The sequence below is a fragment of the Streptomyces sp. NPDC029159 genome, assembly GCF_055564055.1.
In genome coordinates this window covers 217,794-238,688 of the sequence record NZ_JBVHWT010000004.1, presented here as the reverse complement: position 1 = coordinate 238,688, position 20,895 = coordinate 217,794, and the positions used below count along the sequence as shown (strand labels likewise).

Sequence of the window (20,895 nt, the reverse complement as noted above, 5' to 3'; positions counted from 1 at the left end):
CGGTGGACAGGGAAGTGCAGGTGGGAACGGCCGAGCCGCGTCCGGGCGTACGGATCGCCACGGCCCGCGGCGCGGAGACGCTGGACGTCATCCGTACGCGCGGGGTGGTGCGTTCCTACACCGACGAGCCGGTCGGTGACGAGCTGCTCGCCTCGTTGCTGGAGGCGATGCTGGCGGCCCCTTCCGCCTCCAACAAGCAGGCATGGGCGTTCGTGGCGGTGCGGGCGCCGGAGCGGGTGCGGCGCCTTAGGGCGTTCGCGCCGGGGATCATCGGGGTGCCGCCGCTCGTGCTGGTCGCCTGCGTCGATCATGCGCGGATGACGGGCGATCCCCATCTGTGGGACGTCGGCTCGCTCTGTGTGGCGATGGCGGTGGAGAACTTCCTGCTCGCCGCGCATGCGCAGGGGCTGGGCGGCTGTCCGGTGAGCAGCTTTCTGGCTGAGCCCGTGCAGCTGCTGCTGGGGCTGCCCGGCGCTCTCGAACCTCTTCTGCTGGTTCCGGTCGGCCGACCGGACCAGCCCCTTCAGCCGTCGCCCCGCCGCGCCCCACAGGAGGTGGTCCGCCATGAGCACTGGCACCCCACGCACCCCGGATGACCAGGGTCGGCAGGACGGGGAGGAGTTGGCGTTGCTCGCCGCCTATCTCCTCAGCAGCGCCCGCCGGCTGCTGCAGGAACCGCCGTCGTACGCGCTCTACCGGCTGATGGACGGCGCCCGCCGCGTCCTCGCGCTGTACGCGGACGGGGGCGGCAGCTCTCCCGAGCTGGTCGCGGTCCACGCCGGGCTGGACGATCTTCTGCACCAGGCGCCCGACGAGAACCGCGACTACGCGGCGCTTCTCGACGGCATGTGCCGGCAGATGGTCGCCGGCCTCCAGCTGCCCGCACCGGAGGCCGCCGCGCCCGCGCCGCCTTCCTGACGCCGCTGCCGCCGGGCCGGTGTCAGGCCCGGCGGGCCTCCAGGACGCTCAGCCCCGCCCCGGTGTCGATCAACCGGCGCGAGGCCAGGCCCGCTTCGGTCAGCAGCGCCTCGTACTCCTGGGCGGTCCGTTCGCGGCCGCCCAGCAGGACGAGCATCACCACGTCGAGCACTTTCGCCGGGTGGGGGTGGCTGCCCGGCGGGATCAGCCGCTCGATCACCAGCAGCCGTCCGTCGGGGCCCATGGCCTGCCGGCAGCCCCGCAGGATGGCGACGGCCTCCTCGTCCGGCCAGTCGTGCAGGATCCACTTCAGGAGGTAGAGGTCGCCGCCCGGCGGCAGGGCGCCGAAGAGGTCGCCGGCGACGGTCCGGCAGCGGTCGGCGAGGCCCGCCGCCGCGATCCGCTCCCGGGCCGCCGCGACCACATGCGGCTGGTCGAAGAGCACGCCCTCGGTGCCGGGGAACGCGCCGAGGACCGTCAGGAGCAGAGAGCCGTCACCCCCGCCGATGTCGACGATCCGGCGTGCCTCGCCGAAGTCGTAGGCGTCGACCAGCGCCGCGGCGTCCCGGCGGGTGACCTGGGCCATGCCGGCGTTGAACAGTCCGTCGGCCTCCGGCCGGGTGCGCAGGAAGTCGAAGAAGGGCTTGCCGTAGGTCTGCGGGAAGGTCGCCTCGCCGGTGCGCAGGCTGTGCATGGCGTCGGCGAACGAGTGGCCCACCAGTTCGGAGAAGGCCAGCATGGCGTGGACCGAGTCCGGGTGGTCCGACCGCAGGTACTCCCCGGTCGGGGTCAGCGTGAAGACCCCGGGCTCCACCTCGTGGAAAACGTCCTCACCGGCCAGTACGCGCAGCAGCCGGTGCAGCGCGTCGGGGTGGGTCCGGGTGGCCGCCGCCAGGTCACCGACCGGCCGCGGGCCTGCGGCCAGCGCATCGGCGACGCCTGTGGCGGCCACCAGGTGCAGGGCGCGGGCGGCGAGCAGGCCGTCGCTGAGGTTCAGCAGGCGGGCGCCGCCGGGGTCCGGGCCCCCGGTCATGCGTCGGCTCCGGTGGACCAGGCGGTGGGCCGGACGACCACGTAACCCTGGTTCGGCGCGGCGCAGAGCACGTCGTGGTCCGGCTCCTTGAAGTACTCCACGATCGGGGTGCTCACGTGGTAGCAGACCGCCGAGGAGCCCACGCCCAGGATGCCGGGGCTGTCCACGAAGAACGGCAGCTCGGCCAGCAGGTACTCCAGCCCCGCTTCCATGACGTGCGGCACCCGCTCCCCGGGGACCTCCCTGCCGTCGAGGAAGTGGTGCACCATCTCCTTGCACGCGGCGGCCAGCCGGTCGCCGGCGGCGACCGCTTCGACCACGCGGGAGCGGACCGCCTGGTACTCCTCCCGTTCGAAGAAGGACGACATGGGCTGCATCCGCACCTTCTCCGAGCAGGCCCCCAGCCGTTCCACCGCCCGCCGGGTGCGCCGCCGGACATCGCGGATCTGCGACTTGGCGAGCTTGGCCGCATGACCGGTTTCGTTGCCGAGGGCGACCAGCATCGTGTCGATGTGGACGTCGGTGTAGATGACGTCGACGGTGGAGAAGTGGCGGATCGCCCAACCCAGCAGGCCGGCCAGCCGCTCCTGGGTGAAGTAGCTGTTCCCCGCGCTCACCCCGATCACGGCGTGCTCCCCCTGGTCCCAGACCTGCTGGGACCGGGGGCAGCTGGCGTACGCCTGGAAAGTCTCTGCAGAGTCGAAAGACTGGCCATCGGCCATGGGCTCTCCCCACGAACGGGATGATGAGCTGCCCGAGCTGACAGGGCGCTCCGGCATGTGAGCTGTACCCGCACATTCCGCCCGCCTTCTCGGTCATGCGGGTGAAGGCGTCCGGGGGAGCCGCCGCGGCACCGGTGGCGCTGCCCCGTTCGGCCCGTACGCCTGACCGCGCCGCCGCTCTCCTCCGTACTGTCGGTGTATGGCGGAAGCGAAGGGGGCCGAGGGGAAGGGCGGTGGCCGCCGGAAGCTGTCGCGGTCGCGGTACGAGCAGGAGCTGTACCGGCTCCAGACGGAGTTGGTGAAGCTCCAGGAGTGGGTACGCGGCTCGGGGGCGCGGCTCGTCGTCGTCTTCGAGGGGCGGGACGCGGCCGGCAAGGGCTCCACCATCAAGCGCGTCACCGAGTACCTCAACCCCCGGGTGGCGCGGATCGTGGCGCTGCCCCGGCCCACCGAACGCGAGCGCACCGAGTGGTACTTCCAGCGCTACACGGCACATCTCCCCGCGGCGGGCGAGATCGTCCTCTTCGACCGCAGCTGGTACAACCGGGCCGGCGTCGAGCGGGTCATGGGGTTCTGCACCCCGGCCGAGCACCGGCGGTTCCTCCGGCAGTGCCCGATCTTCGAGCGGATGCTGGTCGAGGACGGGATCCTGCTGCGCAAATACTGGTTCTCGGTCAGCGACGAGGTGCAGGAACAGCGCTTCCGGCGGCGGCTCGAAGACCCCGTGCGGCGCTGGAAACTCTCCGCCGTGGACCTCCAGTCGCTCGCCCGCTGGGAGGAGTATTCGCAGGCCAAGGACGAGATGTTCGTCCACACCGACATCGCGGAGGCGCCCTGGTACGTCGTCGAGAGCGACGACAAGCGCCGGGCCCGGCTGAACATGATCGCCCATCTGCTGTCGACGCTCCCGTACACCGACGTCACCCCGCCGGTCCTCGAACTGCCGCCGCGCCCACCGCCCACCGGCTACCGCCGCCCGCCGCGTGACCTCCAGAACTACGTCCCGGACTACGCCGCCGAGCTGGAGACGTGAGGCGCGGCCGGTCAGTCGGCCACCCCCTCGATCACCACCGGCAGATGCCGCGGCCCCCGCAGGACCGCGTTGCGGCGGTAGGGCGGCGGGTCCTCGGCCAGTCGGGGGCCGGTGAGGCGGCGGGTGAGTTCGGTGAGGGCGAGCTGGGTCTCCAGGCGGGCCAGGGGTGCGCCGAAGCAGGTGTGGATGCCGCTGCCGAAGCTCAGATGCTGGTTGTCGGGGCGTTCGGGGAGGAAGCGGTCGGGGTCGGGGAAGCGGCGGGGGTCGCGGTTGCCGGAGGCCAGCAGCAGCCAGAGGGAGGCGCCCTTGGGGATGGTGGTGCCGGCGATGTCGATGTCCGCCAGCGTGGTGCGCTGCGGGAGGAATTGGACGGGCGGGTCGAAGCGGAGCAGCTCCTCGACGAACGGGGCCGCGAGGCCGGGCTCGTCCCGCAGGCGCCGGAGCAGGTCGGGGTGGCGGAGGAGGGTGAGCATCCCGTTGGTGATGAGGTTGACGGTGGTCTCGTGGCCGGCGATCAGCAGCAGGGCCGCGGTGCTCACCATCTCCAGCGGCGACATCCGGCCGTCCGGGCCGTGGTCGGTGGCGAGGGCGGAGAGCATGTCGTCGCGGGGCGCCCGGCGGCGCTCCTCGACCAGTCCGGCGAGGTAGGCGGCGAGGTCGGCGCGGGCCCGCCGGAGGGTCTGCCGCTGCGCGTCGCGCTCCTCGGGGGTGCCGTGGACGGGGTCCAGCCCGGCGGCGATCGTGTCGGCCCAGACGTGGAAGCGGGGCTCGTCCTCGCGGGGGACGCCGAGCAGCCGGCAGATCACCGTGACGGGGAAGGGGTAGGCGAAGCGGTCGACGAGGTCGAGGTGGTCCCGGTCCCGGAAGCCGTCGATGAGCTGGGTGACGATCTCGGCCAGCTCACCGCGCATGTCGGAGATGCGGCGGGGGGTGTGCGGCGGGCCGAACGGCCGCATCGCCAGGTCGCGCAGCCGGTCGTGGTCGGGCGGGTCGAGGCGCAGGAACGTCGGCGGCAGGTTCGGGTCCTCCTCTTCCTGCCCGAGGAACGCGGCGGCCTCCGGGTTCAGATTGCGGGCGTCGGAGCTGACCCGCGGGTCGTGCAGCAGCTCCTGGATCTCCCAGTACGTGCTGACCAGGTAGGGGCCCGTCTCGTCCCGGATCACCGGGGTCTTCCGGAGCTCCGCGTAGAGGGGGTAGGGGTCGGCGCGGTGGGTGGGGTCGAGGATCTGACGCAGGGGTGAGGCCGACGTCATGACGGTTCCTTCCGGCTTCGGGCGGGCGGAGTGAGGGGCGCGCGCCGGGTCATGCGCGCCGTGGGGTGAACGTGAGGCGCCGGTCGGCCGGGGAGTGGCCGCTGAGGGTGACGGTCGGGCCGTGGGTGGGCAGCGACGGGTCGGGGAAACCGGCCGCCACCGGGTGGCTCCCCTCGGGCCGCCGGTCGACGGTGGGGAACTCCGGCGGGAACGGCGCCGCCCGCTCGATCTGCCGCTCGTAGAACTCCAGCCATTTCCCCTGGTCGAAGGTGGTGGCGGCGATGACCCGGCCCTGGTGGCCGTAGACCGCGGTGAAGCGGTGCTCGGTGAGCGAGCCCTGGGTGACGAGGAGTTGGTCGGCCATCGGCGGGACCCCGACGGACTTGATGTTGACGCCGAACTGCGCCGACCAGAACGACGGCATCCACAGATGAGGGCGCCGGTCCGCACTGGCGCTGATCATGTTGTGCGCGGCGGTCTCCGCCTGCGCGACCGCGTTGCCCCAGTGCTCCAGGGAGAGGAACTGGTAGCCGAACAGCGGATGCGGGGAGCGGGCCACGTCCCCGGCGACGAACACGTCGTCCGTGACGATCCCCCGCACGTCGAAGGCGCGGCACCCGGCGTCACAGGCGATACCGCGGGGCCCCGCGCCGAGGCCGGAGCCCGCGAGCCATTCGGTGTTCCGGGTCGCGCCCAGGCAGACGATCACCACGTCCGTGTCGATGGCCGTACCGTCCGAGAAATGGGCGCGCCGCACCCGGCCCGCGGGGTCCCCTTCCAGGCCGGTGACCTGCACCCCGCACCGCAGATCGACGCCGTGCGCCCGCTGCAGCTCCGCCGCCACCTCGCCGATCACCCCGCCGAGCGCGCCCACCAGCGGCGCCGGGCCGCGCTCCGCGACGGTGACCGGCAGCCCCCGCCCGCGGCAGGCCGAGGCGATCTCGGAACCGGTGAATCCGGCGCCGATGACCAGCACCCGCCGCGGCCCGGCCGACAACCGGTGGTGCAGCCGGGCCGCATGGTCCCGGGTGCGCAGCACGAACACCCCGTCCAGATCCGACTCCAGCTCGTTCGGCCAGGGCCGGGAGCGGACACCGGTGGCGATCAGCAGCCGGTCGTAGGGGACGGTGTCGCCGTCGGCGAGCGTCACCTCCTTGGCGGCCGCATCGAGCCCGGCGGCTGCGGTGCCCAGCCGCCACCTCGCGTCGATCGCCCGGCGCCGCGGCAGCGCCGTGTGGTCGGGGGGTACGAGGCCGAGCAGCACCTGTTTGGACAACGGCGGCCGGTCGTACGGTTCGTGGGGCTCGTCCCCGATCATCGTGAGCGTGCCGCGGAAGCCCTCCGCGCGGAGCGTCTCGGCGGCCCGCAGTCCGGCGAGCGAGGCGCCGACGACGACGATGCGGCCCTCGCGGCGGAACGCCTTCAGAAAGCCGTCAACCGACACGGGAGGCACCCGCCCGTCCGCCGTCGGCCGCCCGCGCCACGTCCTCGTCCTCGACGGTGATGGCCTGGACGGGGCAGGCGTGCGCGGCCCGGAGCACCTGTGCGCGCCGGTCGTCGGCGGGCTGCGGGTCGTACATCAGCGCCTCCGCGCCGTGCAGGGTGAACACGTCGGGCGCGAGAAAGGCGCACTGCGCATACCCCTGGCACCGGTTGAGATCGACGACAAGCCTCATCGGGCATCCGCTCCTTCACGACGTGGTCGGGCACCCCGCCGCTCCGCGCGTCGGCGCGCACCCCGGGAATCCGCCCGCCCCGCTCCAGCATCGGAGGGGGCCCGGGGCGGTGCACCCTGGCCGGTGCGACGGGGTGACCCGGGGCGCGGTGCCCGTCAGACGGCGGTGCGCCCGGCCGGTACGTCCCGCAGGGTGCGCAGCGGTGAGAAGACCACGAACAGCGCCGCCGACCACATGCCCAGCGCGCAGATCCACAGGGTCGGGCGCAGCCCGGCGCCGGTGGCGAGCGCACCGCCGAAGAGGGAGCCGAGCGGGATGACCCCGTAGGCGATCCACAGGTAGACGGCGCCGACCCGGCTGAGCAGCGCGGGTGGGGTGACGAGCTGGCGGTACGAGAGGGACGCGACGTTGAACAGGGTGCTGTTGGCGGCGAGGGCGGCCAGGCCGATCGAGTACAGCAGGACGCCCCAGCCGGGCGCCGCGAGCGGCATCAGGAAGTACAGCGGGCCGGGCGCGAGCATCGACACCCAGATGATCCGCGCGGTGCCCACCCGCCCGGCGATGCGGCTGGCGAGCGCCCCGGTCAGCAGCCCGCCGACGGAGCCGACGGTGAAGACCAGGCCGACGGCGGAGGTCGGCGCGTGCAGTGCGCGCACCATGAACGTCACGGCGATGGCGTTGGCCGCGGTGACGAAGAAGTTGGACACGCTGGTGCACAGCAGCAGCTTCAGCAGCACCGGCTCGCGGCGGACGAAGGCGGAGCCCTCCCGCAGGGCGGCGCGGAACGGGACCCGCTCCGGTGCGGCGGGTGCGTCGGCGGGCGCCCGGGGGACGCGCATCAGGGCCAGGGTGAGGGCGCTCAGCGCGTAGGTGAGGACGTTGGCGAAGAGGGCGCGGGAGGCGCCGATCGCGCCGACCAGCACCCCGCCGAGGCCGGGCCCGGTCAGCTCCGCCAGCGATTCGCACATCCCGAGCTTGCCGTTGCCGTCGACGAGTTGGGCGCGGTGCACCAGCTTCGGCAGCTGCCCGCGGTAGGCGACGGTGAAGGCGACGGTCAGCACGCCGGAGACCCCGACGACCGCGTACAGGTACCACAGCGTCAGCCGCCCGGCCAGCGCCATGAGCGGGACGGAGAGGATCAGCAGCAGCCGCCCCAGATCGCAGACGATCATGAGCTTCCGCTGGTCGACGCGGTCGGCGAGGATTCCCGCCGGGAGCGAGAAGAGCAGGTACGGCAGCCAGCCCAGCGAGGTGAGCAGTGATACCTGGAACGTGCTCGCGTGCAGCGTGTCGAGGGCGAGCAGCGGCAGCACGATCAGTGCGACGCGGGGGCCCAGGGTGCCGGCGCCCTGTCCGCACCAGAGCAGCAGGAAGTTGCGGTTGCGCCAGAGCGATCCGGCGGGCGCTGCTGCCGGGGGGCTCTGCGGTGACGTCGATGTCATGTCCACGCCCCTCATCGTGGCAGGGGGTGGAGGCGCTCCGCCGGTGAACGGGCCGGTGGGGCTCGGGCGTCGACTGCCGTCCGGTCAGCCGCCCAGGTGCCAGCTGACCGTGGCGTCGGCGGCGGTCAGCGCGGCCAGGATGATCAGGTCGGCGGCGCCGAGGGCGAGACCGAGAACGGCGCGGCCCCGGCGGCGGGTGCGGCGGACCAGGGCGAGAGCGCCGAGGACGAGGGCGCACGGCCCCAGAACGACGTTGAACACCAGGGTGCCGAGCAGCCCGAGCACGAAGGATGCGACGGCCATCCCGTCGGCGGACGCCGTTCCCGCACGGGGCGCCGCGGCGGCAACCGTGACAGCGGCCGATTCGTCGCCGGAATCGGCAACCGATCCGCCGCCCCCGGTGTTTGAGAGGTATGACGCACCGGCAGGCGCAGCGCCCTTCGACCGTCCGGCCGGTGCCTTGACGAGGGAGGTGGGGGTCATCGGGTGGTCCCCTCGGCGGAGTGACGGCGTTCGCGCACGGAGAAGACGAGCAGCCAGCCGGCGATGACGGCGGCGGCGAGGAGGGTGACGGGGAAGGGGAGGTGTGCCGCGGCGCCCAGCAGGATCCCCATCAGAAGGAGGGCTGCGACGAGAAAGAGCATCGTTCTGCCTTTCCGATTCGGAGGACAGTTGTTCACTCACTTCCGTCAGTGTAGGGCGTCACCGGGTGGAGAAGTTCGGAGAACGCTTGTTTACTGGATGATGTGAGTCACACCGTAGGGGTCCGCCAGGCCCAGAAGCAGAAAACCCGTCAGGCACTGCTCGACGCCGCCCTCGGGCTGCTGGAGGAGCAGAGCCTGAGCAGTCTGGGGCTGCGGGAGGTGACGCGGACGGTCGGCATCGCCCCGACCGCCTTCTACCGGCACTTCCGCGACCTGGGCGAACTGGGCGTCGCCCTCGTGGAGGAGGCGCTCGGCAGCCTGCACGCCATGGTGCGCACCGTCCTGATCGAACAGGCGGAGGTGGAGGCACAGATCGAGAGCGCGGTGGCGGTGGTCGACCGGCACGTCCGCGAGCACCCCGCCCACGTACGGTTCGTGGCCCGCGAACGCCACGGCGGGGTACGGGCCGTACGGCAGGCCATCGCAGGCCAGTTGGAGCGGTTCGGCGCCGAGGTGGCCGAGGCGCTCGCGGTCCAGCCGGCGGCGCAGGGGTGGGCCGAGCGCGATCTGCGGATGCTGGCGGACCTGTTCGTCGACCGGCTGGTCACGACCGCCACGGCGATCCTCGACACGGAGGACGCCGACGACGCCGAAGCGGCACGGGCACAGGTCGTCGAGGCGGCCCGGTGGCAGATACGGCTGATCACCGTCGGCCAGCAGCACTGGAAGGACGAGGCGGGGGTGGGGTGAGGGGTGGGGTGGGGAGGGGGGAGGGGCCCCTCACCCCGCCGGCGCCGAAGGCAGAGAAGGCGGCCGCACCCGGATCCGGAACGTCCCGTCCGGCGCCGTGCCGAGCACCGTGAGGGCGGTGCCGCTGTCGCGGTCGGTGAAGGTGGTGCCGGGGCGGTAGGTGGCGTCGGAGAGTTCGGCGTCGACGTAGCGGTCGCCGGTGTGGCAGCCGCCGCTGCCCGGCGTCGCGTCCATGACCTTGAGCGGTCCGCCGCCGGAGCGGACGTCGGCCGACACCCGGTAGACGAGGACGCCGGGGCGGCACAGCGCGGGATCGAGCGGCCCCCGGGTGCGCGCCTCGGCGACGAGCGCGGTGTGGGGGGAGGTCGGAATGACGGCGATCTTCGTGCCGCCCGGGGTGGCCAGCGGGGTCAGCGTGTGGTCGGCCACCGGGCTGCCCGGTGTCACGCAGTCGATCTGGTCGGCGGCGAGCCAGCCGAGTTTCCATTTGTGCCAGCCGAGGAAGTCGTTGCTCGGGCCCCAGTCCTCGCCCATCGGGTCCCAGTGTCCGACCGCGGGCGGTGCCTCGCGTCCGTCGGTGAAGTAGAGGTCGGGCAGCCCGAAGGAGTGGGCGTTCTCGTGGTTGACCACCCGGAAGGCGCTCGGTCCGGGCTGTCTGCTCCAGAGGAACGACACATTGCGGAACGGCACCCCGTCCTCGGTCCGCAGCCCCATGTCGCCGCCGCTGAACGTCACCGACAGGACCGTACGGGTCGCGGGCGGGCCCGCGTCGGGGGCGGCGACGACGTTGACGAGGTCGTAGTCGCGGAAGTCGACGGAGGCGTCGACGGCGTGGACGATCTCGCGGGCGAGGGCGTGGTAGCCGCTGTCCGAGCCCGCGTCGAAGGTGGCGCCGCGCTGGATGCCGTACGCGGCGAGCGGCTTCGTCATGTGCAGCCAGCGCAGCAGCGGTGCGGGGCGGTAGCGGAGGCGGCCGTACGAGCTGCGGTGGAAGTAGTCGGACGCGGCGGGGAAGAACTCCGCGTACCGGGCGCGCGGGCTGAGGGTGGCGCGGGCGTCCGGGAAGTCGATGAAGAGGGTGAGGGCCTTCACGGTGCCGCGGGCGCGGGCATAGCCCTCGGGGGTGGCGGTGGTCTCGCCGACGTCGTCGCTGACGCCGCGCAGGGCGCACGGCCCGTGCCGGCCACCGGGCGGCGCGGGGCCGGCGGGTATGTCGGGGGGTGGGGGGCCGACCGCCCCCGGGGGTATGGAGAGCGGGGCGGGGGACCCGCACAGCGCGATGGCCGCGGCCACGGCCGACGTGCCTGCGGCGAACGCCGCGGAGATGCACCGCTTCATAGGGTCACCCTCCGGTGCCCGGTGGGCGGACGCGCGGGGAGTTACGTCATCCGGCGGGCGTACCGGATTCCGGGGGTGCGGTGCGGCAGTGGAGTGACGGGGTCCGGCCCGGCGGTGCGGAGGGCGTTGCTCCGGTCAGCGCCTCCGGGGGCGCCGGTGACCGTCGCTCCCCCGGTGTCCGCCGCCGGTGCGGTGGCCCCCGGGTGCCCGGCCGTCCCGGAGGCGCCCCGGGTGAGCGGCCGGCAGGCGAAGCCGATCAGTGCGGCGGCGAAGTGGCCGACGTCGGTGAAGCCGCGGCCGGTCAGCAGCGGTGCGCCGTAGAAGGCGAGGATGCCGAGCGCGTAGGCGTACCGCCAGGGGCCGGTGAGGCGGTAGGTGAGGACGGCCGCGACGCCGGCCAGTGCGTAACTGACGCCGACGTCGAGGGTGTTGACCGCGGTGTGCGGGGCGGCACCGGTGTGGATGGCGACGGCCAGGACGCCTTCGCTGAGGTAGGTCGCGCCGATGTGTGCGGTGCCGAGGACGGCGAGCCAGCGCCGGGTGCCGAGCCAGCGTTCGGCGGGGACGTGGAGGGCGTTGTAGAGGACGAAGTAGAGCGGCCAGCCGCCGCCGTCCAGCCACAGTGCGCTGGTCAGGAGCACCCGGCCGGGGGAGTGCAGCAGGTTGTGGATGTTGGTGGAGCGTTGCTGGAGGAAGTCCGTGAGGACGGCCGGGCTGAACCGGTGCATGATCACCGACGTGACCAGCAGGATCGCCAGCCAGAGGAAGGTGCCCGGCGCCCGGCGGAGGTAGGCCCGCAGGTGCCCGGCGGGGCCGCCCGCGGAGCCGGCGGTCGGTCGCCGTGTGCGGTGCCGCGTGCGCGTCGCGCGGGATATCCGGCGGGCGGCGCGCTTGAACCTGGCGCACATGGCGGACAAATTACCAAGAGGCGGGCGCCGGGGCGCGGTGGAGGAGCGCCCCGCGGGGCGCTTCACGGGGCGGACCGGGCCGTGGTGCCGTGCCTCAGCGGAGCCAGGGCAGGTCGGCGCCCTTCGGCTGGAGGCCGTCCGCCATGACCCGGCAGATCTCGGCGAGTTGGGCGACCTGTTCGGGGGAGAGGCGGTCGAAGAGCGCACCGCGTACCGCGGCGACGTGTCCGGGGGCCGCCTTCTCCAGGACGTGCAGGCCCTCGTCGGTGAGGTGGGCGAGCTGGCCGCGCTTGTCCGACGGGCAGTTCTCGCGCCGTACCCAGCCGTTCTTCTCCAGGCGGGCGACGGCGTGCGAGAGGCGGGAGCGGGTGATCTTGGCGTTCTGGGCCAGTTCGGTCATCCGCATCCGGCGCCGCGGGGCGCGCGAGAGCTGGACGAGCAGGCCGTAGTAGACGTGCGGCATTCCGGCGTCGCGTTGCAGCTGGCGATCGAGGTGATCCTCCAGCAGCGTGGTGGCGTGGAGGTAGGACTGCCAGGCGTATTGCTCCTCGTCGCTGAGCCAGCGCGGCTCGGCTGCGGGTTCGGTGCTCATGCCATCCATTCTCGCACCGCCCCGACTCTTCTTGAAGGTTGAACAATCCATGCGGAGCGGAGTAGTCTCGAAATATTCGCTTGAAGATTCAAGTAGATGTTCCGAAGGCTTCGGGACGGTACCCCTACGGGTCCGCCCGGGCCCGTACCCATGACGATCTCCGGGGAGTCGCGATGTCCGAGATGCCGATGCCGGCCCTCTATCTCAGCCACGGTGCGCCGCCGCTCGCCGACGACGCCCTCTGGCCTGGTCAGCTGGCCGCCTGGTCCGCCGAACTGCCGCGCCCCACCGCCGTACTGATCGTCTCGGCCCACTGGGAGGAGGCCCCGCTCGCCCTCGGCGCCACGGTCACCACCCCGCTCGTGTACGACTTCTGGGGCTTCCCGGAGCACTACTACCGCGTCCGGTACGCGGCGCCCGGCGCGCCGGAGCTGGCCGACCGGATCCGCCGCACACTGGGGACGGCCGGCACGCCGGTGCAGGACATCCCGGACCGCGGGCTCGACCACGGCGCCTACGTCCCGCTCGTCGAGATGTTCCCGCAGGCCGATGTGCCGGTCCTGCAGATCTCCATGCCGACCCTCGACCCCCGTGCGCTCTTCGCCCTCGGCCGCAAGCTGGCGCCGCTGCGCGACGAGGGCGTGCTGATCGTCGGCAGCGGCTTCTTCACCCACAACCTCGCAGCCCTGCGCCACCAGGGGCCGGGCGTGCCGTCCTGGTCGGCGGAGTTCGACGACTGGGGGCGGCGGGCCCTGGAGGGCGGCGACCTCGACGCGCTCTTCGACTTCGGCCACAAGGCGCCCGCCGGGCAGCTGGCCCATCCGCGCACCGAACACTTCGCGCCGCTCTTCGTCACCCTCGGCGCCGCGGACGCACACGGTCAGCTCGGGGACGGGCGGAGCGTGATCGACGGGTTCTGGATGGGGCTGGCGAAGCGGTCGCTGCAGTTCGGCTGAGCCGGACCGGGTAGCGGCGACCGGCCCGCCGAACGCGGTGCGCCGATCGCCTCCGGGCGTATCGCGGCAGGTCAGGCGCCCGGTTCGATCAGCTCCAGGGCGCGGAGCGCGGCGGCCAGCGCGCGGTCGTCGCCGTCCGGCGTCCAGGACGCCACCTCCAGCGCGGTGTCGGTCATCTTGATGGCGTGCGCATCCCCGTGCTCGGCGGCCCGCCGGAAGACCTCCTCGGGGGTGAGCTGCCCGGTCCGCAGCTCAGGCAGTGCGTCCGCCGCCCCGTAGATGGAGGTCAGCGCCGCGCTCGCGGCCCACGCCACGGTGAACGACGGCGCCCACAGGGTGCGCGGCAGCGCGGGCAGGGTACGCAGCACCGCATTGGGCGCGGTCGCCGCGTGGACCAGCATGATCTCCTCGCCGTGCCCGTGGTCGGCGTAGCGGTGGGTCGCCGCCTGCACGAGCGCGGTGAGCTGCGCCCGGGCGTCGTCCGGATCGCGCGGCGCCCGGACGGCCTCGGCAGCCGTCTGCCAGCCCGGGGTGCCCGGCAGTTGGGCGAGGCCGCCGAGCGCGCTGGTCCGCTGATCGGCGACGCGCGGGAGGGCGTCGAGCGCCTCGTCCGGCGCGACCGTCCCGCCCGGCGTCGGCACCACCGGCAGCGGGGTGTGCCGGGCCGCCCAGTAGCCGAGGGCATGGGCCAGTTCGGCGCGGCGGGGCTCCGTCTCGTCCCCGGTCAGCAGGGTGCGGACGATGTGGCCGACGCGGATGGCGGGGTGGGTGGCCGCGCCCGCGAGGCCGGGCAGCAGCCGGGGCCACCACTCGGCGAGCACCTCGCGCCAGGGCCGCTCGGCGACGGTGCGGGCGAAGTGGTCGGTCCAGTCGGTGACCCGCAGCGGATCACCCAGGGCCTGCTGCCAGTTGGCCTCGGTGAGGGTCTCGCGGGCACCCGGTACGTCCTCCAGCCGCGCGGAGTACGCATCGAGCCAGCGGTGGACGCCGCGCCCCTGCCCGTGGTGGGCCAGGGCCTCGACCGCCATGGGCCCGTGGTTGCTGAGATAGCCGTGGAATTCCGGTCCGGTGGAGTGCAGCCGCTCCAGGGCCTCGTCGAAGGTGCCGTGGTGTGCCGTCATACCCGTGAGGCTAGGAGCACGGACGCCGCCGGGTAACGGGCTGCGGACCTAGACCCCCCGCGCCGTGCGACGGAGGCGCGCTCGGTCGCGGGGAGGGGGACGCGGGGCGGAGCCCCGTGGCGTCGGGCGGAGGGCCTGGTGCGGCCTTCGGACGGGCGAGCGCCGGGACGTTGTCAGTGGCGGCTGGCACCATGAAGTCATGGAGAAAAACAGTGGAGTTGACGGCATGGAGCGCCCGGTCGACGCGGTGGAGAGGGCCGGTGGGGCGAGCGGCGGCGGCGCGGCGCCGGTGGCCGGGGCGACGGATCTGGCGGCGGCCTTCGCCTCGTTCGAGGAGACGTGGTCGCCGCGGGTAGCCGGCGGGGTCAACGACTACGACGTCAAGATCGCGAAGGTGGAGGGTGCCTACGTCTGGCATGCGCACCCCGACACCGACGAGTTCTTCCTGGTGCTCGCCGGTGAGCTGACCCTGGAGCTGGCGGACCGCGCGCCGGTGGTGCTGGGCCCGCAGCAGATGTTCACCGTCGAGCGCGGGCTGCGGCACCGCCCCGTGGCCGCGCCCGGCACCCGCATCCTCATGTTCGAGCGCCGCGGCACGGTCAACACCGGCGACGCCGAGCTGACCGGCGAGGCGGCGTGGGCCCGCGCCTCCCAGGGGGTGCCGCTGGGGGAGTAGCCCGGACCCGGGGGCGATCGGGGGCGCCGCACGGTCGGAAGCATGGAGGAATCCAGACAGCAGATGTCCGGTTGGGAGGCGACCGTGGAGGCATGACAGGAAGCACAGAGGGAGACAGCTGGGCAGACACGGGTGCGCACGGGCCGGAGGTGTGGACCCCGGCCCCCGGGGCGCCGATGCCCGTGCCACCGCGCTCAGGGGCGCCGGGCGCACGGGCGGGGTGCGGGCCGGGTGCGGCCGTGCCGCGCGGTGTCGGCTGGGCGGTGGCCGAGGCGCGGGAGCCGGGGTTCGTCCGTGAGGTGCGGGAGCGGTTCGGGCGGTACCCGCACCATGTGCTGGGCACCCTCCGCGCGGACGGCTCCCCGCGGCTGACCGGCCTCGAAGCGGGCTTCCGCTTCGGCGAGCTGTGGCTCGGCATGCTGACGGGCTCCCGCAAGGGCGCGGACCTGCACACCGACCCCCGGTTCGCCCTGCACGCCAACCCCGGCCCCGGCACGGACCTGTCGGACGGCGACGTCCGGGTCTCCGGCCGGGCGGTCCACATGACCGACGAGGAGGTGATCAGGCGCTACGCGGACGAGGTCCGGCCACCGGAGCCGTTCCTCCTCTTCCGGGCCGAGGTGACGGAGATCGTACGGGTGGCGGTACGGGACGCCACGATGATCGTCCAGAGCTGGCGGCCGGACCAGGGGCTGCGGACGGTCCGGCGGTAGGGCGCGGGCGGGGCGCCCGCGCCGCCGGTACGCGCGAGCCCGCCCGCGCCCGGGTCCCCTGACTTGGGGTGCCCGGGTGCGGGCGGGTACGGGTCCGTGGCCCACGCCGGACGGCCCATGGCGCATGTGCGCCACGCGGTGGCGCCTGCTCAGTGCGCGCCGTGCGGTGTGCCGTGGCCGTCCGGGTGCTGCTTCCGGGGCCGGTGCAGACCGTGGGGTTCGCGGACGCGGTGGCCGCGGAAGATGTAGAGCGAGACGACGAACATCACCGCACCCATCACCAGGCCCCAGGCCGACGACTTCAGGACGGACGGGCCGCTGAGGTTGTAGAGCCAGCCCATGCTGGCGCCGAACAGCACACCGTAGGCGAGCGCCCGCGTGTCGGTGATCATCGTGGACTGGAAGTGCACGAGCACCAGCCCCAGCGCACCGGTGACCACCGCGGCGATCAGCCCGAGCAGCGCGGCATGGCCGCCGCTGGAGCCGCCGGTGTGGTCGATCCAGATCGTGTAGCAGCCGAAGCCGAGCGCGGCGATGACGGGCCACACCACCTTGGCGGACAGCAGCCGGCGGCCGCCCCGGGGGTGGGCCGCCGCGGACTCCGTACCCGGGGCCGGGGCGTCGGCGGTCGCGCCGTGCTCCCGTTCGACCACGCCGTGTGTACCGGCGGCCCGCGCGCCATGGCGCGGAGCAGGGTTCTCCATGACGGGCTCCTCTCGCTTGCCCCTCCTGTCCAGGCGACACCCGCACATCGCCCCCGTCAACTGGATCAGAGGGCCCCGGGAGCAGCCCCGGGAATGCCGAGGAGGCATGGGCGGTTTTGAGGGAATCCGGCAGCCATGGGTGGATTCGGGGCAACCCTGGGGTGGCGCGGGTCGTCTTGGGGGTGGGAAGCCGAGGTCGCAGCGGCCACCGGGACCGCGGGGCCTCCGTCGCGTTCGTCGGTCGCCAGGGCGGCGCAGGGGTGAGAAGCCGCCACCGCAGTGACGGACGTCTCAGGTGAAGGAATTCGCCGCCGCGGCGGAAGGCGCGCGGGGCGGGGCGGGAACGCCATCTGACCTGGGGTTCTTCCGTTCCGGCAGCGCTCGGCCGCCGTAGGTGACCGTGCAGGGTACTGCATGATCAGAAAAATAGACGGGCAGCTTGGGAATTCTGTCCGGTTTCCAGCCGTTGTTTCCTTCGGACGGGGCAGTTCGGGCACCCGGGCTTCCGCGTCCACCGTCCCGCGAACGACTCATCACCGACTCATCGCAAAGGGAGCTCACGCATGGCAACCCGTGCCGTCGCCCGTCGTCAGACCACCAGCAGCGGTGCTGACGGGGGCAGCAGTGTTCGCGCCGTAGGCGGGGAGATCGCCGACCGCGACCTGGTCGGCATGTACCTCGACGAAATCGCGCGCACGCCCCTGCTCGACGCCGCCAAGGAGGTCGAGCTGTCCCAGACCATCGAGGCGGGCGTCTATGCGCAGAAGATCCTCGACGAGGTCGTGACCGACGGCAACGCCGCGGGCGCGAGCCGCGAGGAGCTGGAAGCGCTGATCGCGGAGGGTGAGCGGGCCAAGGACGTCTTCATCCGCTCCAACCTCCGGCTGGTCGTCGCCGTCGCGCGGCGCTACCCGCGAGCCGGGCTGCCGCTGCTGGACCTGATCCAGGAGGGCAACGCCGGTCTGGTGCGCGCGGTGGAGAAGTTCGACTACGCCAAGGGCTTCAAGTTCTCCACGTACGCGACGTGGTGGATCCGCCAAGCCATCACCCGTTCCATCGCCGACCAGTCGCGCACGATCCGGCTGCCCGTGCACCTCGTCGAGGAGCTGGGCCGCATCCGCCGTGTCCAGCGCGAGTTCAACCGCGAGAACGGCCGCGATCCGGAGCCCGCCGAGGTCGCCGCGGAGCTGGGCTCCACCCCGGCGCGCGTCACCGACGTGCTCGACTGGGCCCGCGACCCGGTCAGCCTCAACATGTCCGTGGACGACGACGGCGACACCCAGTTCGGTGACCTGCTGGAGGACACCTCCGCCGCCTCCCCCGAGCAGTCCGTGCTCTCCCTGCTGCGTAGCGAGGAGTTGGAGGACCTGATCGACCGTCTCGACCACCGCACCGCCTCGATCATCAAGGCGCGCTACGGCATCGAGGACGGCCGCGAGCGCACGCTGACCGAGGTCGGCAAGCAGCACGGCCTGACCCGCGAGCGGATCCGCCAGATCGAGAAGCACGCCCTGGTCGAACTGAAGCGGATGGCCCACGACACCGGCTTCGACGCGGCGGCCTGACGCCCCGGCGCGCCTGTCACGGGGTCGGCGCGCCCGTCACGGCGGGTGCGCCCGTAGGGGGCGCGAAACCGCGGACGGCGAGAACGACGGCGCCCTACACATACCGACGGCCGACCCTCACGAGGAGGATCGGCCGTCGATTCGCATATATCCGGCGGTCAGGCGCGGGAAGGCCGCGCGCCCGGGGGCACGCTCAGACCGCGCTCCCCGCCTTCCACTGGGACCAGGAGAGGTTCCAGCCGTTGAGGCCGTTGTCGGGCTGGACGGTCTTGTCGTGGGAGTTCTTGACGATCACCACATCGCCGATGAGCGACTCGTCGAAGAACCACTTGCCGGGGGTGTCCCCGCCGCCGCCCTTCGCGTCGCGCAGACCGACGCAGCCGTGGCTGGTGCCGGACTTGCCGAAGATCGAGGGCGAGCCCCAGTAGTTGCCGTGGATGAAGGTGCCGGAGGAGGAGAGCCGCATGGCGTGCGGGACGTCCTTGATGTCGTACTCACCGCCGAAGCCGACCGTGGATCCGTCCATGCGGGTCTGCGTGAACTTCTCCGAGATGACCATCTGGCCGTTGTAGGTCGGGTGGTCGGAGCTGCCGCCCGAGATCGGCACGGACTTCAGGACCGAGCCGTTCCGCTTGACCGTCATGGTCTGGGTGTTCATGTCGACGGTCGAGACCTGCGAGCGGCCGATGGTGAAGGTGACGGTCTTGGACTGGACACCGGTGATGCCGTTACCGCCCTGCACGCCGTCCAGGTCGATCTTCATCGTGACCTTGGAGTTGGCCTTCCAGTACTCCTCGGGCCGGAAGTCGAGACGCTGCGCGCCGAACCAGTGGCCGACGACCTCCTGGCCGCTGTCGGACGTCACCGTGATGTGGGACTGGACGTCCTTCTTGTTGGTGATGGCCTTGTCGAAGTTGAACGACACCGGCATACCGACGCCGACGGTCTTGCCGTCGTCGGGCGTGTAGTTGCCGATGAAGCTGTGGTCCGACGAGACGGTGCTGAAGGTGGCGTTCTCGGTGGCGGAACGGCCCTTGGCGTCCTTGGCGTTCGCCACCAGCTTGTACTTGGTGCCCCGCTCCAGCTGGGCGCCGGGCTTCCAGGAGGTGCCGTCGCCGGATATGGCGCCTTCGACCGGCGCGCCGCTGTCGGCCACCGTCAGCTTGACGTCGGTCAGCTTGCCGCCGGTGACCTTCACGCCGGTGTCGTTGATGCTGGCGTCCGTCGCGCCGTCCTTCGACGAGACGGTGATCTTGGCGTCCGAGGCGTCCTTCGCGGCGGCGGCGTCCGCGCCCGCCTGGCCGTTCTTGCCGTCGCCCGAACCGGCCTCGGCGCTGCCGCCGCACGCCGAGAGGGTGAGCGCACCGGCCGCGAGCAGCGCCGACAGCGCGAGGGCGCGGCGGTTCCGGCGACCCCGGCGCGGCGCCGCGGTGGCGTCCTGCTCGGGCGGCTGGAGCAGCTGGTGCGAGGTGCGGGACCGTGCGGTGGTGGAGTTGTCCGGCGATGTCACGAGCTGCTCCATACAAGGGTGTTGTGTGATCCGTGCTGGTAAACAGCACGTACGGCGGGAATTGGTTGCGGATGGCCTGAACTTGTGGGCAAGGTCACACGCATGGCGGAAGGGGATGGTCGGGAGGGCCTGACAGCCAGGTTCGCAGCGGTGTGCCGTGTTCGTCCAGACGCGGTGGCGGCGTCGGGGCTGTGACAGGTGTCTCGGAGAGCCGCAGTGCACTGCTGACCTGCGGAATTCTCCCCTCTCCCACAGGAGTCACAGGCGCGAGCCCGAGCCCCTCGGCGAACTCCAGCGCCTCGGAGAGGGTGTTGATGGGCCCACAGGGTACGGAGGCCGCGGTGAGCCGCTCCGTCCACCTCCGCGGTGTATCTGACGAGAGCGACTTCTCCAGCAGTTCGACCAGTTCCGTGCGGTTCTGTACGCGATCCTGGTTGCGGCGGAAGCGGTCGTCATCGGCCAGTTCCGGGGTGCCCAGGGCCTCTGCCAGTGCCCGGAACTGCCGGTCGTTGCCCACCGCGACGGCCAGCAGCCCGCCCCGGCAGGCCAGCGTCTCGTACGGGGCGATGCTCGGGTGCCGGTTGCCCATCGGCCCCGGATCGCTCCCCGTCGCCAGCTGCCCGGACGCCTGGTTGACCAGCGAGCCCAGCAGCGACGACAGCAGATTGACCTCCACCAGCTGGCCCCGCCCGGCGCGCTCGCGGTGGTGCAGCGCGGCGAGGATCGCGGTGGTGGCGTCCTTCGCGGTGAGGACGTCGACGAGGGCCACCCCGGCCTTCAGCGGCGTACCGCCGGGCTCCCCGGTGATGCTCATCAGCCCGCCGACCGCCTGCACCACGAAGTCGTATCCGGCCAGATGGGCGCCGCCGCCGGAGCCGAAGCCGGTGATCGAGCAGTGCACCAGGCGCGGGTTGGCGGCGCGGGTGGAGGCGGCGTCGAGGCCGTACTTGGCGAGGGCGCCGGGCCGGAAGTTCTCGATCAGGACATCGGCGCGGCGGGCCAGTTCGCGGGCGGCGGCCGCGTCGTCGGGGTCGCCGAGGTCCAGCGCGAGGCCGCGCTTGGAGCGGTTGGCGGCGTCGAAGTACGCGGCGGTGCCGTCGGGGCCGAACGGCGGGCCCCAGGTCCGGGTGTCGTCACCGGCGCCGGGCCGCTCCACCTTGACGACGTCGGCGCCCAGATCGGCGAGGGTCGCCGCGGCCAGCGGGCCGGCCAGTACCCGGCTGAAGTCGGCGACGAGCAGCCCGTCGAGGGCGCGGGCGTGCTCCGGGGGCTGCTGCGGAGGCGGTGACTGCGGGGACGGCTGCGGCACGTGCGTACTCCTCACCTCGCGGACGGGTGCGG

23 protein-coding genes are annotated in these 20,895 nt (G+C 72.8%); 8 read left to right on the top strand and 15 right to left on the bottom strand.

Going from position 1 to position 20,895, the window contains the following annotated elements:
• Positions 1-2: 2 nt before the first annotated feature.
• Positions 3-596: a nitroreductase family protein gene (locus tag ACZ4U4_RS10690; RefSeq protein WP_467871467.1), complete on the top strand. Its 594-nt coding sequence runs from the start codon at positions 3-5 to the stop codon at positions 594-596.
• Complete coding sequence (locus tag ACZ4U4_RS10685; protein ID WP_467871464.1) at positions 565-918, top strand: DUF6092 family protein; 354 nt, start codon at positions 565-567, stop codon at positions 916-918. The genes ACZ4U4_RS10690 and ACZ4U4_RS10685 overlap by 32 nt, the downstream gene beginning before the upstream one ends.
• Positions 919-940: 22 nt before the next feature.
• Here ACZ4U4_RS10685 and ACZ4U4_RS10680 read toward each other — a convergent pair whose 3' ends face one another.
• Together ACZ4U4_RS10680 and ACZ4U4_RS10675 are read right to left on the bottom strand one after the other, a co-directional pair.
• Positions 941-1,951, bottom strand: a complete 1,011-nt coding sequence (locus ACZ4U4_RS10680; RefSeq protein WP_467871461.1) for a methyltransferase — start codon at positions 1,949-1,951, stop codon at positions 941-943.
• Positions 1,948-2,673 carry a tRNA-dependent cyclodipeptide synthase gene (locus tag ACZ4U4_RS10675; protein ID WP_467871459.1) on the bottom strand — a complete coding sequence of 242 codons (726 nt, stop codon included), beginning with the start codon at positions 2,671-2,673 and terminating at the stop codon, positions 1,948-1,950. The genes ACZ4U4_RS10680 and ACZ4U4_RS10675 overlap by 4 nt, the downstream gene beginning before the upstream one ends.
• A gap of 199 nt (positions 2,674-2,872) precedes the next feature.
• Between ACZ4U4_RS10675 and ppk2 the strand changes: the two genes are divergently transcribed.
• The gene (gene ppk2 / locus ACZ4U4_RS10670) at positions 2,873-3,706 is read left to right on the top strand and encodes a polyphosphate kinase 2 (RefSeq protein ID WP_467871456.1); all 834 of its coding nucleotides are present in this window, start codon (positions 2,873-2,875) and stop codon (positions 3,704-3,706) included.
• Between the two features lie 11 nt (positions 3,707-3,717).
• Here the strand turns inward: ppk2 and ACZ4U4_RS10665 are convergent, their stop codons facing one another.
• The 6 genes from ACZ4U4_RS10665 to ACZ4U4_RS10640 form a co-directional block, all read right to left on the bottom strand.
• On the bottom strand, positions 3,718-4,959 hold the full coding sequence (locus tag ACZ4U4_RS10665) for a cytochrome P450 (protein ID WP_467871454.1): 1,242 nt from the start codon (positions 4,957-4,959) through the stop codon (positions 3,718-3,720).
• A 49-nt stretch (positions 4,960-5,008) separates the two neighbouring features.
• Positions 5,009-6,403, bottom strand: a complete 1,395-nt coding sequence (locus ACZ4U4_RS10660) for an NAD(P)/FAD-dependent oxidoreductase (RefSeq protein ID WP_467871451.1) — start codon at positions 6,401-6,403, stop codon at positions 5,009-5,011.
• Complete coding sequence (locus ACZ4U4_RS10655; protein ID WP_467871448.1) at positions 6,393-6,635, bottom strand: ferredoxin; 243 nt, start codon at positions 6,633-6,635, stop codon at positions 6,393-6,395. Before ACZ4U4_RS10655 ends, ACZ4U4_RS10660 begins: the two co-directional genes overlap by 11 nt.
• A gap of 155 nt (positions 6,636-6,790) precedes the next feature.
• The gene (locus ACZ4U4_RS10650; RefSeq protein ID WP_467871445.1) at positions 6,791-8,077 is read right to left on the bottom strand and encodes an MFS transporter; all 1,287 of its coding nucleotides are present in this window, start codon (positions 8,075-8,077) and stop codon (positions 6,791-6,793) included.
• Between the two features lie 84 nt (positions 8,078-8,161).
• Entirely contained in the window at positions 8,162-8,560 is a 399-nt protein-coding gene (locus ACZ4U4_RS10645) for a hypothetical protein (protein ID WP_467871443.1), read from the bottom strand.
• The gene (locus tag ACZ4U4_RS10640) at positions 8,557-8,721 is read right to left on the bottom strand and encodes a hypothetical protein (RefSeq protein ID WP_467871441.1); all 165 of its coding nucleotides are present in this window, start codon (positions 8,719-8,721) and stop codon (positions 8,557-8,559) included. Before ACZ4U4_RS10640 ends, ACZ4U4_RS10645 begins: the two co-directional genes overlap by 4 nt.
• A 102-nt stretch (positions 8,722-8,823) precedes the next feature.
• Between ACZ4U4_RS10640 and ACZ4U4_RS10635 the strand changes: the two genes are divergently transcribed.
• Positions 8,824-9,471, top strand: coding sequence for a TetR family transcriptional regulator (locus ACZ4U4_RS10635; protein ID WP_467871438.1), 648 nt, complete (start codon positions 8,824-8,826; stop codon positions 9,469-9,471).
• A 30-nt stretch (positions 9,472-9,501) separates the two neighbouring features.
• Here ACZ4U4_RS10635 and ACZ4U4_RS10630 read toward each other — a convergent pair whose 3' ends face one another.
• The 3 genes from ACZ4U4_RS10630 to ACZ4U4_RS10620 all read right to left on the bottom strand — a co-directional run bounded on the left by ACZ4U4_RS10630 (position 9,502) and on the right by ACZ4U4_RS10620 (position 12,318).
• Positions 9,502-10,809, bottom strand: coding sequence for a M6 family metalloprotease domain-containing protein (locus tag ACZ4U4_RS10630; RefSeq protein ID WP_467871435.1), 1,308 nt, complete (start codon positions 10,807-10,809; stop codon positions 9,502-9,504).
• Between the two features lie 41 nt (positions 10,810-10,850).
• The gene (locus tag ACZ4U4_RS10625) at positions 10,851-11,717 is read right to left on the bottom strand and encodes a rhomboid-like protein (RefSeq protein WP_467871432.1); all 867 of its coding nucleotides are present in this window, start codon (positions 11,715-11,717) and stop codon (positions 10,851-10,853) included.
• Between the two features lie 94 nt (positions 11,718-11,811).
• A complete protein-coding gene (locus tag ACZ4U4_RS10620; protein WP_467871430.1) occupies positions 11,812-12,318 on the bottom strand; it encodes a MarR family winged helix-turn-helix transcriptional regulator in 507 nt (168 codons plus the stop codon).
• A gap of 179 nt (positions 12,319-12,497) precedes the next feature.
• Here ACZ4U4_RS10620 and ACZ4U4_RS10615 point away from each other — a divergent pair, with 179 nt between their 5' ends.
• Positions 12,498-13,265 (top strand): dioxygenase family protein, encoded by a 768-nt coding sequence (locus ACZ4U4_RS10615; protein WP_467872084.1) that lies wholly within the window; start codon positions 12,498-12,500, stop codon positions 13,263-13,265.
• Positions 13,266-13,336: 71 nt separating this feature from the next.
• Here ACZ4U4_RS10615 and ACZ4U4_RS10610 read toward each other — a convergent pair whose 3' ends face one another.
• Positions 13,337-14,386 (bottom strand): questin oxidase family protein, encoded by a 1,050-nt coding sequence (locus ACZ4U4_RS10610; protein WP_467871427.1) that lies wholly within the window; start codon positions 14,384-14,386, stop codon positions 13,337-13,339.
• A gap of 199 nt (positions 14,387-14,585) precedes the next feature.
• Here ACZ4U4_RS10610 and ACZ4U4_RS10605 point away from each other — a divergent pair, with 199 nt between their 5' ends.
• Positions 14,586-15,062: a cupin domain-containing protein gene (locus tag ACZ4U4_RS10605; protein ID WP_467871424.1), complete on the top strand. Its 477-nt coding sequence runs from the start codon at positions 14,586-14,588 to the stop codon at positions 15,060-15,062.
• A gap of 239 nt (positions 15,063-15,301) precedes the next feature.
• On the top strand, positions 15,302-15,775 hold the full coding sequence (locus ACZ4U4_RS10600) for a pyridoxamine 5'-phosphate oxidase family protein (RefSeq protein ID WP_467871422.1): 474 nt from the start codon (positions 15,302-15,304) through the stop codon (positions 15,773-15,775).
• A 149-nt stretch (positions 15,776-15,924) separates the two neighbouring features.
• On the opposite strand, the gene ACZ4U4_RS10595 is transcribed toward ACZ4U4_RS10600, so the two are convergent.
• Positions 15,925-16,479 (bottom strand): hypothetical protein, encoded by a 555-nt coding sequence (locus ACZ4U4_RS10595; protein WP_467871420.1) that lies wholly within the window; start codon positions 16,477-16,479, stop codon positions 15,925-15,927.
• 563 nt (positions 16,480-17,042) lie between these two features.
• Between ACZ4U4_RS10595 and ACZ4U4_RS10590 the strand changes: the two genes are divergently transcribed.
• On the top strand, positions 17,043-18,044 hold the full coding sequence (locus tag ACZ4U4_RS10590; RefSeq protein WP_467871417.1) for a sigma-70 family RNA polymerase sigma factor: 1,002 nt from the start codon (positions 17,043-17,045) through the stop codon (positions 18,042-18,044).
• Positions 18,045-18,237: 193 nt separating this feature from the next.
• Here the strand turns inward: ACZ4U4_RS10590 and ACZ4U4_RS10585 are convergent, their stop codons facing one another.
• Together ACZ4U4_RS10585 and ACZ4U4_RS10580 are read right to left on the bottom strand one after the other, a co-directional pair.
• Positions 18,238-19,566 (bottom strand): L,D-transpeptidase, encoded by a 1,329-nt coding sequence (locus ACZ4U4_RS10585; protein WP_467871415.1) that lies wholly within the window; start codon positions 19,564-19,566, stop codon positions 18,238-18,240.
• Positions 19,567-19,648: 82 nt separating this feature from the next.
• Positions 19,649-20,863, bottom strand: coding sequence for a CaiB/BaiF CoA transferase family protein (locus tag ACZ4U4_RS10580; RefSeq protein ID WP_467871413.1), 1,215 nt, complete (start codon positions 20,861-20,863; stop codon positions 19,649-19,651).
• Between the last annotated feature and the right edge of the window lie 32 nt (positions 20,864-20,895).